Here is a 17,073-nt window from a genome sequence, read left to right on the forward strand (position 1 = left end):
TTATTTCTTAATCTGTCCGTAATAAGCGTTCTCTCCATGCTTACGCAGGAAGTGCTTATCCTGGATCACCTGAGGAGCCGGGGCTATGCCGGGCATCAGAAGCTCTGTACGGCAGGCCATCTTCGCAACCTCCTCAAGAACGACTGCATTGTGAACTGCGTTGTCTGCGTCCGTTCCCCAGGTAAAGGGGCCGTGGTTGGTGCAGAGCACGCCGGGAATGTGCATGGGATTCTTACCCTCAAAGGTTTCAATGATCACCAGGCCCGTATTCTTCTCATACTCACCGTTGATCTCCTCCGCCGTCAGGCTCCGGGCGCAGGGAATCTCCCCGTAAAAATAATCCGCATGGGTCGTTCCGTAGCAGGGGATGCTCCGTCCGGCCTGTGCCCAGGAAGTTGCCCATGGAGAATGGGTATGGACGATTCCTCCCACCTCTTTGAAGGCTTTGTAAAGCTCCAGATGGGTCGGCGTATCGGAGGAAGGATTGTAATCGCCTTCCACCTTATTGCCGTCCAGATCCATAACGACCATATCCTCCGGCTTCAGCTCTTCGTAATCCACTCCGCTGGGCTTGATAACGAACAGCCCTCTTTCCCGGTCGATTCCGCTGACATTCCCCCAGGTATAGGTGATCAGCCCTCTTCTCGGAAGCTCCATGTTTGCTTCGTAAACCTGTTTTTTCAATGCTTCTAACATCTTTCTTTCTCCTTCCTTATTTTAAAGCATGTCTGACAAAAAGCAGCTTTCAAACATGCTCTGATAGATCCTATAGGAAACCCTTGTACATATCTCCGGTATAGACTACGAATTCTCTTTTTGATCCAGCAAAGTCCGCATGGACTTATTGGCAAAAGCCAGATCCTCTTTCCACTTTTCACTGCCCAGATACCAGAATTCGGTTACAAACTTCCGCACGCCCATCTCCCATGCCGTATCAATCATGGCAGGAAAATCCACCTGGCCGTCCCCGTACATCATATCACGGAATTTTCCGGGCTCTGTCTCCTTTAAATGCATGGAGGTAATGCGTCCGTTACAGCTTCTCAGATCCTCCAGCACGTCGGTTCCGTAAGTAATGGCCGCATTGTTGATGTTGCCGCAGTCAGGGTACACGTTCAGATAGGTGGAATTGATTTTCTCCACATAATTCATAGACTTTCTGCAGGTGTTCATAAATTCTGTCTCCATAGTCTCAAAGCCCATGAGAACGCCCGCCCTGGCTGCCATCCATGTGCACTTTCTTAAATTTTCCCCAAACCGGGCTATCGTTTCGGGGGTGGAGGGATCATAGTACACATCATAACCCGCAAGCTGGATGATGCGCACACCTAAGTCATCTGCAAGCTGAATGGCTTTTTCCATAATCTCCATTCCTCTTCTGCAGATTTCGGGATCACTGCTTCCGATTGGATACTTCCGGTGGCCGGACAAACACATGGTGCGAACGGGAATTCCCACCTCATACATGGTTTTCACAAGCTCCAGACGCTCCTCCTTTGTCCACTCCAGCCGTGCCAGCTTCTCGTCCGTCTCGTCGATGCTGATCTCCACAAAATCATAGCCCGCTTCCTTGGCCGCCTCAAGCTTTTCCTTCCAGGTCAATTCCTTCGGCATGGCCTTCTCGTACAATCCAATGGTGTAAGCTTTCATCTTTTCCTCCTATTCCAGTTCCGTAATATCCCTCCAAGTACACGGGTTTGAAATCAATTTCCAGCCGCAAAAACTTGCGTCTGTAAATTGATTTGTGCACTTTGAGGGATATTACTGATTCCAGTTCCGTAATATCCCTCCAAGTACACGGGTTTGAAATCAATTTCCAGCCGCAAAGCATGCGTCTGTAAATTGATTTGTGCACTTTGAGGGATATTACTGATTCTAAGTCGCTGCGCAACAGCACTAAAGGGTAAAGCCGCTTCGGCACGCAGCTTCCGTACCCTTTTACATACTCTCGATCTCATAGAATGCGATTTCATCGATTTCCCGGTTCGCAGACACAAGTCCCGTCTTTCTGCCCTTTGCATAGCAGCGCACATTGGCAGGCCCCACATCCTGGTCCAGTACCTCCATTACGTAATCGCTGCCGTTGTACGTGCAGGCCAGCAGATCGCGCGTTCCTTTTCTGTGACCGATAATGGCAGCGCCTTTTCCGTCAATCTCAGTGCCCCAGATCCCGTGAGCAAACTCGTAGGTTTCTTCAAAGGTCTTGATGCAGGTATATGCGCTGCCGCTCTTTTTATAAATCTTAACCGTATCTCCGTGAAAAGGCGTCATTACCAGCATCTCTTTCTCGCCGTCCCCGTCAAAATCTGCAAAAGTCATATCGCTGGCCGCATCCTCTGTCAAGGTCTCAACAGTCCAGCCGCCGCCCCGCTCTGCCGGAGGAACCACCTTAAAAATTCCATTGTCCGCTGCCACAGCCGCCCATACGCCGTCTGCCTCCTCTACCCGGCAGTAGCCATGGTTCTTCAAAAGGCCTTCCTTTAAGACGGTTATGGGAAGCTGATTCTCCTCATTCACCGTGCTTAAATCCTCCGGAAGCTCGCATACCCAGATCTTTCCTGGGCTGCTCCAGTCATCCTTATATTCATGGCCAGACTTTAATGCGCATGCAATCAGATAATTTACGCCGCCGCTTGTGAGAATGTCAAAGCGGTGTACAAAAGGCAGATCCACCAGGGTCTTGATCTCCCAGTCGTCCTTTCCTTTGGGGGAAGCGAGGATAATCTTTGCCTCCTTGGAATCATTGGGGGAATAGAACTTATGGGTCGCAAGGAATTCCCCGTCGCTTCCCGGAAGCTGCACCATGGTCATGGTTCCCCCGGGCCCCTCCCATACGGTTTCCTCCAGATTGCCGTCAAGGTCGAACAAAAGGCATTTGTTTACCTTTTCCGCCGCAACCAGCATATGCTCCTTACCCTGATAAGTCAAAGGGCAGATAGAATAGCATTTTTCCAGTTCGTGTGTTTTTATTTTATGAATCTTCATTTTCATACTCCTTATTCCTTATGATAACTGATGTACCAAAGTTCCTTTTTCCCGAAATTCCCGAACAAGGTCAGACGGCGCATCTGCATCTGTAATAATATTTGCAATCAGCTCCGGCGGACAGCTCACGAAGCTGCTCCTTTTCCCAAACTTTGTACAATCCGCCAGAATATAGGAACCCTTGCTCACCCGTTCAAACATCATCTGGTTCAGATTCACTTCATTGAGAAGCTCCGTGGTCATGCCTATGTCCGGACAGATACCTCCGCAGCCCATAAAGCTTTTTTTCGCAGTAACCTGCGCCAGATTGTTCATGGCAAAGTCCCCTACCATAGCTCCTTTCACATAACGCAGTTCTCCGCCAAGGAGAATAATTGTGGCGTGGGAAGGATTTTTTTCATTGATAATATTTCCGTTGTTCGTAATGATGGTTACGTTCCTGCTGGTGATATATTTTACCATAGCAAGAGCCGTAGAGCTGGTGTTAATAAAAATGCTGTCTCCGTCCTCCACAAGACCCGCGGCATACCGGGCTATCTGTTCTCTGCGGAACTGCTTTTTATTCTCTCCAAGCCCTCCTTCGGACTCCATGCTGTTCCTTGCGCCTCCGTAAAAGCGCTCCAAAAGCTTGTGATCCTCCAGATACTGCAGATCCCTTCGGATGGTTAAGGGGGATACCTGGAACTGCTCCGCCAGGTGATTCACAGTCACGTCGCCATTCTCACGCACCAGCTCCAGCACCTTTTCCCTCCGGCTGTTTACAATGCTGCGGCTCATTTTCATCCTGTTCTTCCTCCCTTTCTTCTGTCCTGCAATGCTGCTTTTTTCAGATCTTTTCTGCCGCCATTTACGTTCAAGCCAATCAAAAAACAGAGACGTTTTCCCAGGAATGAAAAAGAGAGCTGTCTTTCGGCTATATTACCGGAAGACGCTCTCTTCTCGGCTGTCTTCATACCAGTTTTCTATTTAATCTTCGCCCAAAACAGGTATGTCGTCCGCACTTAGTTTGCCTCAATACCGGCTTCGGTCATCTTCTCCTCCATCTCCTGCATGGACATAATGTTGCGCAGTCCCACAACCGTGGTTCCCTTTTTCTGGGCGTCTGCAAACATATTGAGGAAATTCTGAGCACAGAGCACTACATCGTACTGGGATGCTGCGCTTTTTCCCTCAGAAAGAGCACAGTGATGAATCTTTCCCGGCTTAATGTTCATCTTCTTTAAGGTCTTCTCCAGGGTCATCTTCATCATCAGGCTGGAACCTGCTCCATTTGCACAGCAAACCATAAAGCTCATATTATCCTTAGCCATAACCGCATTCTCCTTTTCTTTCCCTTTGTCGAAAGGGTTTTAAGATTATTCTATCATTATGATAATAAAATATTTCATAAAAGTCAACGTTATTGCGGAAATCTTTTCCTATTTATTTCGCTGCCTGTTACTGTTCACTCCCTACATTTGACGATTGTGAAAAGTGACGAAATTTAAATTTTTTATATGTGGATAAATAAAGCGGACAGAAAAATGATGTTTATAGTTTTTCTGTCCGCTTTATTTATCAGAAAGTTATCCACATTTCTGTCTTCCGTTTCGTCCCAGGCATGCTTCCTTGCCCTCTTTTTATGGATAATATTTACTCGCTTTTTTTAAATTATCCACCGTCAAATTGACCATGCCCTCAAATACGGAAATTCGCATTTTGAGGGCATCTATAGTATAATTGCCTTATGAAAACGGAGGATTGAGAGAATGAAAAACATGGAAGATGAAATCGTCCTGCTTAACAAGGCCGTTGCCTGTCTCGAAGAGGAAGTCCAGGCAAAAAATGAAATCATCAGGCAGCAGGAACGCATCATTAAGGCCCAACAGGAACACAACGGTGAATTATCGGCGCTGATGAACAGAATTCTTGACTCCTTAAAGAAGGGCTGACCACATGAACGCTTCCTTTGAATACACCACCACTCTTGAATACAGGCTGAAAGCGGCCAACGCACAGATATGCGCTTTCAAATCCGGTGAAATATATGTCCGCATGCAGGAGGAATACCTGAAAGAATTACGTTCTTTGGAACGGGAAATCCGGAAATTGAAGGACGAGCTTTCACGTGCCCGCAGTGAAACCGTTTCCGTCCGCAATCAATGGTTTGAGATATTTGAAGAACTTCAAAAGGAATGCGAGCGAAAGCTGTCGGCCTTGCGAAAAGAATTGGAACGAATGGAAAGGCGTGCCATAAAGGCAGAAAGACAGAGAGACGCCGCACTGGACAAGGCAACCCGGCAGCGCCATAAGATCTATGGGCTGGAAACGGCGCTGGAAGAGGAAAAGGGCAGGAACTTGAAGCTGAGGGCGCAAATCAACCGGGATTATGAAAATTCCTCCATCCCTTCTTCCAAAACGCTCCGCCGCAAGAAGATCTCCAACGGCCGGGAAAAAAGCGGCCGTAAGCCGGGCGCCCAGCCGGGACATCCGGGACACCGCAGGAAAAAGCAGATCCCTGCCACGGATCCGGTTCTGCTGCCGCCGCCCCGGGAAGTGCTGGAAGATCCGGATTTCAAAAAGACTTCAAAAACGATCGTGAAACAGCTGGTCAACATACGTACGATACTGGAGGTCACGGAATACCACGCAGATGTGTATTATAATTCCAAAACCGGCGAGCGGATCCATGCGGAGTTTCCTCCCGGCGTTGTGGACGAGGTGAATTATGGTGGAAGCGTCAAGGCCTTCCTGTTTCTGTTGAATAACGACTGCTGCACTTCCATCGACAAAAGCAGGAAATTCCTTTCCGATTTGACTGATGGCAGGCTCAGCATATCCAAGGGCATGGTTAATAAGCTTGGCAGGGAATTTGCCAAAAAAACGGAACAGGAACGAAAAGCGACGTTTGCCGATCTGCTGCTTAGCCCCGTCCTTCATACGGATTGTACCAACGCAAAGGAAAACGGAAAAAATGCTTATGTATTTGTGTGCGCTGCCCCGGATGGAAAAGCGATGTATTTTGCACGCAGGAAAAAAGGGCACGAAGGAGTAAAAGGCACCCCGGTCGAAGATTACCAGGGAATCCTGGTTCACGATCATGAGAAAACCTTTTATAACTATGGTGCACAACACCAGGAGTGTCTTGCGCATGTCCTCCGCTATCTGAAGGACAGCATAGATAATGAGGCTGACCGGACCTGGAACAAGGAAATGCGTGCTCTGGTACAGGAAATGATCCACTACCGGAACGGCCTGCCGGAAGAGGCGCCTCCTGACACCGAAAAGGTCAGGGAGTATGAAGAACGCTACCGGGCAATACTGCAAAAAGCGAAAGAGGAATACGAATACATTCCAGCAAGTGAGTATTATAAGGACGGATACAACCTGTATCTGCGGATGGAAGAATACATGTCCAACCATCTTCTGTTCCTGCATGATCACAGAGTTCCGGCTACAAACAATGAAGCGGAGCGTCTGCTTAGAGGATATAAGCGCAAGCAGCAGCAGGCTGTGTCATTCAGGGGATTCGAGTCCATCGAGTATCTCTGTGAATGCATGAGCATGCTTATTCAGATACGCCAAAACGAAGAATCAAATTTATATAACAGAGTATCCGAGATATTTGGATAAAGAAAACCGATGGTTTCGACTAAGATTAGTCTACACCATCGGTTTGTTTATCACAAGCTGACCTCTGAACAGTAACCGCTGCCTTCTTTGCCTTCAGCTCTTTATATGCCTCATAATCCTCGGTAATCAGGAAATAGCCTTCTTTATCCGCACGGTACTGCAGCTGCGGAATCACCAGAAGCGCAATTACCACAATAGCAAGACCTGCATAGCTTAAGTATCTCATCAGTACGGTGAATACCGGCCATACAACTGCCCAGTCCCACATACCTAAGTATCCGCCGTATGCCGCCATGCCTACCCAGCCTGCAATCAGCGCAGAACCGAATACCTGGCACAGACCAGAGATGAAAGGCAGAATCATAGCCGCCTTCATACCGCCCTTGTTATTTGCATAAACTGCAATGGTTGCATTGTCAAAGAATACAGGCACGAATCCGGCAATTACAAGTACGGGACTCTGCAGAAGAATCAGAACTCCGATTGCCAGGAACTGTCCTACAGCGCCGCACAGGAATCCGATGGGAACTGCGTTGGGGGAGCCGAAGCCATAGGTTACGGCACAGTCTACTGCCGGCACGGAACCGGGGAGCAGCTTATTGGCAATACCCTGGAAGGACTGGGTCAGCTCGGTTACGAAGGTTCTTACGCCCAGCTGCAGGATTGCCAGATATACGGCAAAGTTCAGGCAGAGGGTCAAGATGTAGAACAAAAAGCTTGCATTTTCTCCTAAGAATCCGGCCTCAATCAGATAATCGCGGCCCAGAATCAGCAGGATTGCACCAAAGAAAACCGTCATCAGCAATGCGGTGCATACCATATTCTCGTTGAAGATGGACATGAAGCCCGGGAGCTCGATATCCTCAATTCTTCTGGAAACCTTCTTGCCTTTCTTCTCATCTCTTTCATGCATCTTGCCTGCAATCCAGGAGAACAGGGCCACACCCATAATCTGCTGATGTCCAAGGCAGAAGCCCGCTCCGTCAGTCAGCTCCTGTGTGGGTTCAATGGTCAGATTGGAACCTACCGCCCAGTAAAGGCCGAGTACGACAGCCATAACAATCAGAAGCGCCGTATTATTGTCTTTCAGTGCCGGCAGCGCAAACAGAATCAGCCAGAAGGCTGTAGATGCCTGCTGTACCTGCACATGTCCGGTAGTGAACAGGGAACGGAGCTTTGTTATCTTGCGCAGACGTACCAGAATGATATTTACTATAAATGCAATCAGAAGAAGCATCATAACCTGCGAGAAGGATTTTTTAAATACCTCCTCCACTCCGGCCGTTACGGCGTTCTGTCCAAAGTAAGGGTCAATTACCATTGCGTCCAGATTAAAACGTTCTTTTAAGCCTACCAGCACCGGACGGAAATTACTTACCAGTCCGCCGGAACCAACGGCCAGAATCATATAGCCTACTACGGCTTTGATAGTGCCTCCAAGCACATCATACCAGGGCTTCCTAAGCAGAATATATCCCAATAAAACGATGAGTCCTATCATCCATGCGGGCTGCTGTAAAATATTTGTAGCAAAATACGACCAAGCTTTCATTAAAATATCCATACACACTCTCCTTATCTTAATTTTGCGGCAGCTTTATATAATTTTCTTTTATCAATCCAGATACTGTTCCTGTATCTTCAGCAAATCCTCCGGTGTCTTCGCATCGGCCAGGGCCTTTACCACATCCTCGTTCATCAGCATCTCGGACAGCTTCATCATGTTATCCAGATGCTGCTCAGGGTTGCAGGAGGCAAGAGTGAAGAACAACTGCGCATCCTTTTCCGGATCTCCCGGCGCAAAGCTTACCGGCTTGTCAAGCTTCATAAAGCCGATGGCTGTCTTATTCACGCCCACGGCATTTTCCTGGGAATGAGGCATGGCCACATTGGGCATAATTACAATGTAAGGGCCGTGCTTTTCTACACAGGCAATAATGTCCTCCTTGTAGTTGGCTTCCACGGTTCCGTCCGCCTCAAGGCTTTTGCAGCTCATGCGGATGGCTTCCTTCCAATCCGGAGCCTCCTCTGCAAAAAAGTAATGCTTTTTTTCTACGAATTCTCTTAACATACCTTCTCTCCTTTGCAACCTACAGACATGAACGGAACGGAATGTTCTGAGGATGCTCGAAGCAGTCCTCGAAGCCTCTTCTGTGGTGATAGTACAGTTTATCCTTATCCTGCGGATACGTATACTTGCCGCCTACCTGCCAGAAGAATGGGTGGAACTTGTACTCGTTGCGGTCTTTCTTGAAGTCGTACAGAACCTTAATCTCCTCGCAGTCTGCCTGAAAGTTAGTCCATACATCCCAATGGATGGGAACAACTACCTTGCAGCCCAGATTCTCGGCCATGCGCAGAATGTCGATGGAGGTCATCTTATCCTGCATACCCACAGGATTCTCACCGAAGGAGCCGAATGCCACATCAATATCATAATCCTTGCCGTGCTTTGCAAAGTAGATGGAGAAATGAGAGTCGCCGGAATGGTAAATGTTTCCGCCTGGAGTCTTTACCAGATAGTTGACAGCCTTGTCATCCATATCAACCGGACATACGCCTGTAAGCTCTTCTCTGTTCTCGCTTGTATCATCGGTAGTTACGATGCAGGTGCGGTCAAAGCTGTCCAGGGCCACAATCTCCAGATCCTTAATCTTAATCACATCGCCGGGCTTTACGGTAATGCAGCGGTCTTCCGGAACACCCCATTTCATCCAGGTCTCTACGGACTTTTTCGGGCCGATAAAGGGAACCGGGATCTCATTTCCGTTCTCGTCGGTGGTAGTCATGCCGCTCTGAATCACATGGGCGGCCCACTCGGCAGACATGTGATCCTGATGATAATGGGTTGCCAGCACTGCATCCACATGCTTGAAGGCAAAGGGATCGATTACAAAGGGAACGTTTCTTAAGTTCGGCTGCATCAGCCGCCCTCCGCACATATTCGCCATCTGGTGGCCGGGCTTCATCTTGTTGTCCCCATGGGTTCTTTTTCCGTTTCCGCACCACAGGTCAATGGTGATGTTTGTGTTCTTTGGGGTCTTGAACCAGACGCCGGTACATCCAAGCCACCACATAGCCACATTGCCGGGAGCAACCGTCTCGTTCTCGATGTCCTCCACCAGCCAGGTTCCCCACTCGGGAAATGTGCTCATAATCCAGCTCTCCCGGGTGATTTCATTTACTTTGGACATTTTTTCATCTTCCTTTCTTATTTTGAATACTTTCTTACTGCAAAGCCCTTAACTTTCTTGCTGAAATTATTCTACCGAAATGCCTCTTTATTTGCAATCTTTTTTATGATTGTTTGAACTATTTTATGTTCGTTTATATTGAAATTAGTAATTTTTGTAATTAATGTATACTTTAATCTCTATATTATCCTAAATTTATTCACTTTTTTGTGCAAGTTCAATAAGACTTTTTATTTTTATGAATTATTTGAACTTTTATATGTTTCATTTTTTCAATACAAGACAAAAATCAGTTATACGCCGAAACAAATTTTCCCACAAAAAAGAGCCCGGTGATTCTTATGTTTCTGCGAACCCCCGGCTCTTTTCCTTAACTCATATGGCTATATTACTGTTTTTCTATTTCCGGCCTCAGCACTTCCAGCGCTTTCTGAACCTGGTTATCCTCTCCCAGGGGAACTACCACCTCTTTTTTCAAAGCTTCCTCCAGATCAATCTCCACATCCGGCTCAATGCCGATCTCATGGATGTTATTCCCCTTGGGCGTGTAGTATTTGGATACCGTCAGCTTAACTGCCGTCCCGTCGTGGAGGGGATAAATCTTCTGTACGATTCCCTTTCCGTAGGTTTTGGTACCCACAAGGGTTCCAATGCCGTAGTCCTTGATGGCTCCGGCAAATATCTCCGAGGCGCTTGCACTGTTTCCATTCACCAGAACAGCCAGGGGCTTATCGAAGTAATGCTCGGCATCAGAAGTCTCCTCCTCCCGGTTTCCGTACTTATCCTCTGTGTACACAATCAGCCCCTCCGGAAGCAGCCGGTCCAGGATAGCGCACACACTGGAGACGAGTCCGCCGCCGTTCCCCCTAAGATCCACGATCAGCCCTTTGATTCCCTGGGTTTCCAGCTCATCCAGCGCTTTCATAAACTGATCCGTGGTCACGTCATCAAAGGAGGTGATGGAAATATATCCTATCTGATCCTCCAGCATCGCAGAGCCTACGGTCTGGATCTCTATGGTTCTCCGCTCTACCTGGAATTCCAGATAGTCCTCCTCCCCTTCTCTGGCTACGCTGATAAGAACCTTTGTATTTTCCTCTCCCTTGATCTGGGAAACGACCATGGTCAGATCCATCCCTGTCACTTCCGCATCGCCGACCTTGTAGAGAATATCCCCCGGCCGAAGCCCAGCCTCCATGGCCGGCCCGTCCTCAAACACACGGGCCACGGTTACAATGCCGGTGTTGATGTTCTGGGAGATTTCCACGCCGATTCCGCAGTAGCTGCCGTTGGTGGAATCAAGCAGGCTCTGATATTCTTCTACCGTATAGTATGCCGCATAGGGATCCCCCAGTCCTGCCACGGCCCCCTTATAAAGCCAGGTCTCTATCTGTTCCTCATCCAGTTCATCCAGAAAATAATCGTTCATCAGGCCTTCAATCTCTGTGAGCTTCTCCTGAACCGCCTCGTCCGTGAGATTCACCTGCTTTTCTTCCCGGACACGGCTTTTCAGAAGGCTGTTGCAGAACATCACGGCCTGGATCACAACCAGCGTCACTGCAAATCCGATTGCTATGCCTTTCCACAGCTGCTTTTTCTCGTTCATTTTGTACCTCATCTCCTGCAACCGAAAGGGGCTGCCGCAAAACAAGCTTTTCTCTCACGCTTGGCCTTGCGGCATCCCCCTGGTTTCCTTATTTTAACTATACGCAATTTTCTTTTATTCTATCCCACATAATTCCGGGGATTCACGTAAGCCCCGTTCTTAATCACGCCGAAATGCAGATGAGGCCCGGTGGAAAAGCCCGTAGAGCCCACTGCCGCAATACTCTGTCCGGCACTGACTACATCTCCTGCCGATACATAGAGAGCCGAGCAGTGCATGTACACAGTGGAAAGTCCGTTTCCGTGAGAAATTACAATATAATTTCCGGCCGAGCCGCTGTAGGTTGACGTGGTCACCCTTCCACCTGCCGCTGCCACGATAGACGAGCCATGCGCAGCTCCAATGTCAATTCCCTTATGGTTGGTGGACGCTCCCGGAACAGGCTGGGTTCTCGGGCCAAAGCCGCTGGTGATCCGCCGGCTGCTGGGACAAGGCCACACAAAGCCGGAGGCGCCGCCGTCCCCGTCGTCCATACTGGCATTGGCAAGGGCCGCAGCCGCAATCTGCTCCTCAATCTGGTTCAGCAGCTTCTCCTGTTCCTCCAAATCCTCTTTGAATTCTGCCGCTTCACTGTTCTGACTGTCAATCTGCGCCTGATAGCTCTGTATCTCCGCCGTCTTTTTCTTAATCAGAGCCTCTACGGTCTCTTTCTGCTCCTTAGCGGCATCCGCCATGAGCTCCAGCTCCTCCTCCTCGGATTCCAGAACCGCCTTTGCCGCGGCAACCGCTTCCTTCTGTGCAATGTATTCGTCCATCATCTTCCGGTCATATTCCGACATTGCTTTGACATAAGTGGACTTGTTAAGGAAATCCCCGATGCTGTCGGCTGTCAGAAACATCTCCAGATAAGAAGGGTTCCCGTTCTCGTACAGGTATTGTATTCGGAGTTTCATATCCTCATACTGCTGATCCGCCACTCTCTGGGCTTCGTCCAGCTCCGCTTGTGCCTGAACAATCTCTTCCTTTTTCTCCTCAATATCCTCATTCAGCTTCTCAATCTGCCTCGTAAGGGACGCAGCCTCCTCATCCAGACGGGCAATATAATTTTGCAAATTACTCTTATCAGCCTCAAGCTGCTGGATATTTTTCTTTATCTGGTTAATGTCTGATTTGATATCCTTAATTTTATCCAGCGCATCCTTTTTCTGTTGTTCCAGCTTATCTGTATCGATCTTATTGCCGCCGGAACCAGAAGGCTTTTTTTCTTCTGTATTTGTTTTCTCTGAACTCTCCCCGGAAGAGCCGCCGGTGGAAATCTCTGCTTCCGAAGCCATGACGGGGTTCTTCCCGGAATGATACAGTACGGTTGTCAACAGAACCGCCGCAAGCAGTCCGTAAATACAGCTCTTTCTTTTCATCTCTGCAAACATCCTTTTCGTTTACCGGTTTCAGACTCTCAAATGCTTCCGAATAGTGAGATAACTTCCAAAGAATCCGATGCCGACGCCCAGCGCCAGTCCCACCGGCAGCAGCGTCCGAAACATCTCATCAATGGGAAGGAACTGCATCAGTCCTGTCAGGTTGTCAAACTGTCCTCCCATATACCCCACAAGCTTTGTATAGAGAAGATAGAGAAGGCTTAAAGGAATGGACGCCCCAATCACTCCAATCAAAAGCCCTTCCACTACGAAAGGCGCTTTTACAAAGGCGTTGGTAGCGCCGATAAGCTTCATAATGGCAATCTCTTCTTTCCGCACTGCGATTCCGATGGTTACCGTATTGCTGATCAGGAATACGGAGACGCATAGGAGCAGAATGATAATGGCAACGGACACATACCCCACCAGCAGATTAAAGCTTGTGAGAATCTCTGCCACCTCTACGGATTTATTTACCCGGCGGATTCCCTCCACGGATTCCAGATATTCCACCAGAGTGCTCTGCCCCTCCACATCCTTCAGATAAATCTCATAATGAGCCTGCTTTGCAAGGGGATTGTCGTTGGCAAATCCGTCCGCCAGATGAGGCGCTTCTGCAAAATAGATGTATTTGTAGGATTCCCAGGTTTCTTCTGCCGAGACAAACTGTGCTTCCTCTACCTCTTCCCTGGCCCGGATCTTTGCCCCGATCTCATCCATGGCCGCCTGATCCTGGGAAATCTCCTCGTCAAAAAACACGCTGACAGACACGCCGCTTTCCACTTCCTCCACCATATACCGGAAGTTCTGAACCACACAGAAGAACAGGCCGAACAAAAAGATACAGATGGACATAGTGGCAATGGATGCCAGGGAGAACATTTTATTTCTCCAGATATTCTTAAGCCCCTGCTTTAGGCAGTAGCCAATCGTACTAATTCGCATGTTGTATGTACCCAGCCTTACGCTCGTCACTGATGATGACGCCTCTATGCATTGCAATTACCCTCTTCTTCATCTGATCCACAATCTCCTGGTTGTGGGTTACCACTACCACGGTGGTCCCTCTCTCATTGATGGTTTCCAGAAGCTTCATAATTTCCTTGGAGTTCTTCGGATCCAGGTTTCCCGTAGGCTCGTCCGCCAGAAGAATGTTGGGCTTATTGACCAGAGCCCTGGCAAGGGCGACTCTCTGCTGTTCGCCGCCGGAGAGCTGCTTAGGGTAGGACTTATACTTCTCTGCCAGCCCCACCAAAGACAGCATGGCCGGCACGTTTTTACGGATATTCTTGGTAGGCGTAATGACCACCCGCTGGGCAAAAGCGATATTTTCATAGACGTTCCGATCCTTCAAAAGACGGAAATCCTGAAATACCACGCCGATCTTCCGGCGGTACTTGGGAATGGCGCGCTGCTTCATTTTATTTAAATTGATTCCGTTTACCTTGATGGTTCCGGAGGTCGGTTCCAGTTCCTTTAGAAGAAGCTTGATCAAGGTGGACTTTCCCGATCCGCTGTCCCCTACGATAAATACAAATTCGCCCTTGTCAATGTGCAGGCTGACGCCGTTGAGGGCATGGTTGCCTGTGGAATAGGCTTTTGTCACATTTTCCAAATCGATCATTTTTTCTTTTCTCTCCTCAGTGCTTTTCCTGTCCGGTCCAGGATTCTGCTGCTTTTAATAGTCTATGGTCTCCATGTACTTCATATACTTCACAACCATCAATGCAATCTTAAAGGTTATGGCGTCCTCAAACACCCGAAGATCCAGCCCTGTGCTTTTCTGCAGCTTATCCAGACGGTATACCAGGGTATTCCGGTGGATGTAAAGCTGTCTGGAGGTCTCGGAAACGTTCAGACTGTTTTCAAAGAACTTATTGATGGTGGTAAGCGTCTCCTCATCAAAATCATCCGGGGACTTTCCGTCAAAGATCTCGCGGATAAACATCTTGCACAGCGGAATGGGCAGCTGGTAAATCAGGCGGCCGATTCCCAAGGTACTGTATGCCACAATGTCTCTCTCTTCGAAGAAGATCTTTCCTACATCCAGAGCCATACGGGCCTCTTTGTAGGAGCGGGACACCTCCTTGATCTCGCCTACGATGGTTCCGTAAGCAATGTGAACCTGATCTTCGCCCTCGTTGGTGAGCAGATCCTTAATCACCCGGGCCGTCTTATACATCTCCGGATAGCCTTCGTTTTCCCCAAGCTCTTTTACTACAATGATGTTCTTCTCATCCACCGCTGTGATAAAATCCTTGGACTTGGTGCCAAACAGCGCCCGGAGGCTTTCCAGGGACGCACTGTCCTTTTCCTTTCCGGTCTCAATCACATAGACAGCTCTGCGGACCTCCGCCTGGATATGAAGCTTCTTGGCCCGGTTATAGATATCCACCAGAAGCAGATTGTCAAGAAGAAGGTTCTTGATAAAGTTATCTTTGTCAAAACGCTCTTTGTAGGCAACCAGCAGATTCTGAATCTGGAATACGGCGATCTTGCCGATCATGTAGGCGTCCTCGCTGCCGCCGTTGATAAGAAGAATGTACTCCAGCTGGTTCTCGTCAAAAACCTTAAAAAACTGGAAGCCCTGGATCACCTGGCTGTCTGCCGGGGAATCAATAAATGCAAGGACAGAGCCTGTGTAGGTCTCCGCCTCGGGAAACGTGGAAGCCAGCACCTTCCCTTCCGTATCAATAATGCAAAGGTCTATCCGGGTGATTCCCTTTAACCCCTCGATGGTATTCTGTAGTATCTGGTTTGAAATCATAGTCTTTACCTGCTCCTTTTGCTTGTCTTTTTGTGCACATCGCCAGATCTTTGTTTTTGATTCCGCTGGCAATATCACCTATAGAATTTCCCCTTATTATGTAAAAATAAAAATACCTAATCTATATACTAATGCAAAATCACAAAAAAGAAAAGAGGAAATGTAAAAAAATTTATGCATTTCCTCGACTTTTTGGGATTTTTTTCAAATTATTTTCCTATACATTGTTCACAAAAGAAACTATTTCCATTATGCTGCGGCTTACGCGCTTCTTTTTTTATGTTTATGATGTCGTACAAATAAAGTCCTTGGTCATTAATTCGTACACTCATAGCAGCTGCAAGTGTGAAACAAATAAGCACAAGACAGCCAAGAAACAAAGAGCATAGCAAATAAAAGTTCCGAAGGAGGCGACCTCCAATGGGTGGCTGCAAACCGCCATTTCACATGACAGATAAAATGATATCCCTGATTTCGTGAAGCCTACGAACTGATACTTGAAATCATAAGAGACAGTTTGACAGAGGTTACAGTTGTTGGTTCCAAGGTTTTGGGGCGCAGGCGTAGATAGAAAAGCAGCTCTTCTACTTTGTCTCAATAAACCCTTCCCCCAATACCTCCCGAACATCCGTAACGATGACGAAGGCGTCCGGATCCAGAGCCAGGGTCAGCTCTTTGAGGCGGACGATTTCCTTTCGGGACACCACACAGAAAAGCATATTTTTTTCTTCGCCGGAATACATGCCTTTTGCAGAGAGGCCGGTGACGCCGCGGCTCAGCTCGTCCATCAGTATCCGGGAGAGCTCGTCGGGCTTTCTGGTGATGATAAATGCGGCTTTGGAGAACTTTAAGCCTTCTATGATGCCGTCAGATACCTTCGATACGAGATAAATGGATATTACGGCGTAGAGAGCCATCTGAATCCCGAAAAGGTAAGCTCCGGCCAGTACAATCATGGCATCTATGACCTGCATGATATCGGCGATACTGTAATGCCGCCAGAAGTGCTGTATAATGGCCGCTATGAGATCCGTGCCGCCCGTGGTGGCCTGACTTAAGAATACAAGGCCGATTCCCACGCCCATAACAACGCCTCCGTAGAGGGCGGTAAGCAGGAGATCGCCGGCCGCTAAGGGCACTACGGGAAGGACCCCCAGCCAGACAGACAGCATTACCGTGGCCAAGAGGGTTTTTACAATATAGTTCCAGCCCTTTAAGCGGATGGCTATGAGGAATACCGGGATGTTGAGCACCAGGTTGGTCACGGCTAAGGGGACGCCGCCCGGAACCAGCTCTTCAGTGAGCTGCTTTACAATGATGGCCAGGCCGGAAAATCCGCCTGTGACAAAGCCGGAAGGATCGTAGATGGAAGCTACGGCGAATGCTATGAGGGCGGTTCCTGCTGCTATCAGCAGATATTCTTTTACAATTGTCTGGCTTTTCTTTCCCATGATTTCTTTTATTCCTTTCGTCCCGATGTTCTATGTTATG

Annotated in this window: 16 protein-coding genes; 2 read left to right on the forward strand and 14 right to left on the reverse strand. The window is 48.3% G+C overall.

The genetic code is table 11. The features are described 5' to 3' along the window. The 5 genes from VV089_RS17325 to VV089_RS17345 form a co-directional block, all read right to left on the reverse strand. Complete coding sequence (locus VV089_RS17325) at positions 1–696, reverse strand: L-ribulose-5-phosphate 4-epimerase (protein ID WP_334336777.1); 696 nt, start codon at positions 694–696, stop codon at positions 1–3. Positions 697–801: 105 nt separating this feature from the next. Beyond that, a complete protein-coding gene (locus VV089_RS17330; RefSeq protein WP_334336778.1) occupies positions 802–1,650 on the reverse strand; it encodes an L-ribulose-5-phosphate 3-epimerase in 849 nt (282 codons plus the stop codon). A 288-nt stretch (positions 1,651–1,938) separates the two neighbouring features. Next, the gene (locus VV089_RS17335; protein WP_334336779.1) at positions 1,939–2,985 is read right to left on the reverse strand and encodes a hypothetical protein; all 1,047 of its coding nucleotides are present in this window, start codon (positions 2,983–2,985) and stop codon (positions 1,939–1,941) included. An 18-nt stretch (positions 2,986–3,003) separates the two neighbouring features. Further along, positions 3,004–3,768, reverse strand: a complete 765-nt coding sequence (locus tag VV089_RS17340) for a DeoR/GlpR family DNA-binding transcription regulator (RefSeq protein ID WP_172541816.1) — start codon at positions 3,766–3,768, stop codon at positions 3,004–3,006. Between the two features lie 218 nt (positions 3,769–3,986). Then, a complete protein-coding gene (locus VV089_RS17345) occupies positions 3,987–4,295 on the reverse strand; it encodes a PTS sugar transporter subunit IIB (protein WP_172541815.1) in 309 nt (102 codons plus the stop codon). Positions 4,296–4,733: 438 nt separating this feature from the next. On the opposite strand from VV089_RS17345, the gene VV089_RS17350 reads away from it, so the two are divergent. Together VV089_RS17350 and VV089_RS17355 are read left to right on the forward strand one after the other, a co-directional pair. After that, complete coding sequence (locus tag VV089_RS17350; protein WP_172541642.1) at positions 4,734–4,916, forward strand: hypothetical protein; 183 nt, start codon at positions 4,734–4,736, stop codon at positions 4,914–4,916. Positions 4,917–4,920: 4 nt separating this feature from the next. Next, on the forward strand, positions 4,921–6,597 hold the full coding sequence (locus VV089_RS17355) for an IS66 family transposase (RefSeq protein WP_334334951.1): 1,677 nt from the start codon (positions 4,921–4,923) through the stop codon (positions 6,595–6,597). A gap of 25 nt (positions 6,598–6,622) precedes the next feature. Here the strand turns inward: VV089_RS17355 and VV089_RS17360 are convergent, their stop codons facing one another. The 9 genes from VV089_RS17360 to VV089_RS17400 form a co-directional block, all read right to left on the reverse strand. Further along, the gene (locus VV089_RS17360) at positions 6,623–8,161 is read right to left on the reverse strand and encodes a PTS ascorbate transporter subunit IIC (protein WP_334336780.1); all 1,539 of its coding nucleotides are present in this window, start codon (positions 8,159–8,161) and stop codon (positions 6,623–6,625) included. A 51-nt stretch (positions 8,162–8,212) separates the two neighbouring features. Further along, positions 8,213–8,668, reverse strand: coding sequence for a PTS sugar transporter subunit IIA (locus VV089_RS17365; protein ID WP_172541813.1), 456 nt, complete (start codon positions 8,666–8,668; stop codon positions 8,213–8,215). Positions 8,669–8,687: 19 nt separating this feature from the next. Next, the gene (ulaG, locus tag VV089_RS17370) at positions 8,688–9,791 is read right to left on the reverse strand and encodes an L-ascorbate 6-phosphate lactonase (RefSeq protein ID WP_172541812.1); all 1,104 of its coding nucleotides are present in this window, start codon (positions 9,789–9,791) and stop codon (positions 8,688–8,690) included. A gap of 388 nt (positions 9,792–10,179) precedes the next feature. Beyond that, entirely contained in the window at positions 10,180–11,397 is a 1,218-nt protein-coding gene (locus VV089_RS17375; RefSeq protein WP_172541811.1) for a S41 family peptidase, read from the reverse strand. Positions 11,398–11,516: 119 nt separating this feature from the next. Continuing rightward, a complete protein-coding gene (locus VV089_RS17380) occupies positions 11,517–12,815 on the reverse strand; it encodes a murein hydrolase activator EnvC family protein (RefSeq protein ID WP_334336781.1) in 1,299 nt (432 codons plus the stop codon). Between the two features lie 30 nt (positions 12,816–12,845). Further along, a complete protein-coding gene (gene ftsX / locus VV089_RS17385) occupies positions 12,846–13,760 on the reverse strand; it encodes a permease-like cell division protein FtsX (RefSeq protein ID WP_172541810.1) in 915 nt (304 codons plus the stop codon). Next, on the reverse strand, positions 13,750–14,439 hold the full coding sequence (ftsE, locus tag VV089_RS17390) for a cell division ATP-binding protein FtsE (protein ID WP_172541809.1): 690 nt from the start codon (positions 14,437–14,439) through the stop codon (positions 13,750–13,752). Before ftsE ends, ftsX begins: the two co-directional genes overlap by 11 nt. Positions 14,440–14,493: 54 nt before the next feature. After that, positions 14,494–15,582: a PucR family transcriptional regulator gene (locus VV089_RS17395; RefSeq protein ID WP_334336782.1), complete on the reverse strand. Its 1,089-nt coding sequence runs from the start codon at positions 15,580–15,582 to the stop codon at positions 14,494–14,496. 584 nt (positions 15,583–16,166) lie between these two features. Continuing rightward, positions 16,167–17,033 (reverse strand): YitT family protein, encoded by an 867-nt coding sequence (locus tag VV089_RS17400; RefSeq protein ID WP_172541807.1) that lies wholly within the window; start codon positions 17,031–17,033, stop codon positions 16,167–16,169. Positions 17,034–17,073: the final 40 nt, after the last annotated feature.

Source organism: Candidatus Merdisoma sp. JLR.KK011, assembly GCF_036941125.1.
In the GTDB taxonomy this organism is placed as follows: Bacteria; Bacillota; Clostridia; order Lachnospirales; family Lachnospiraceae; genus Laedolimicola.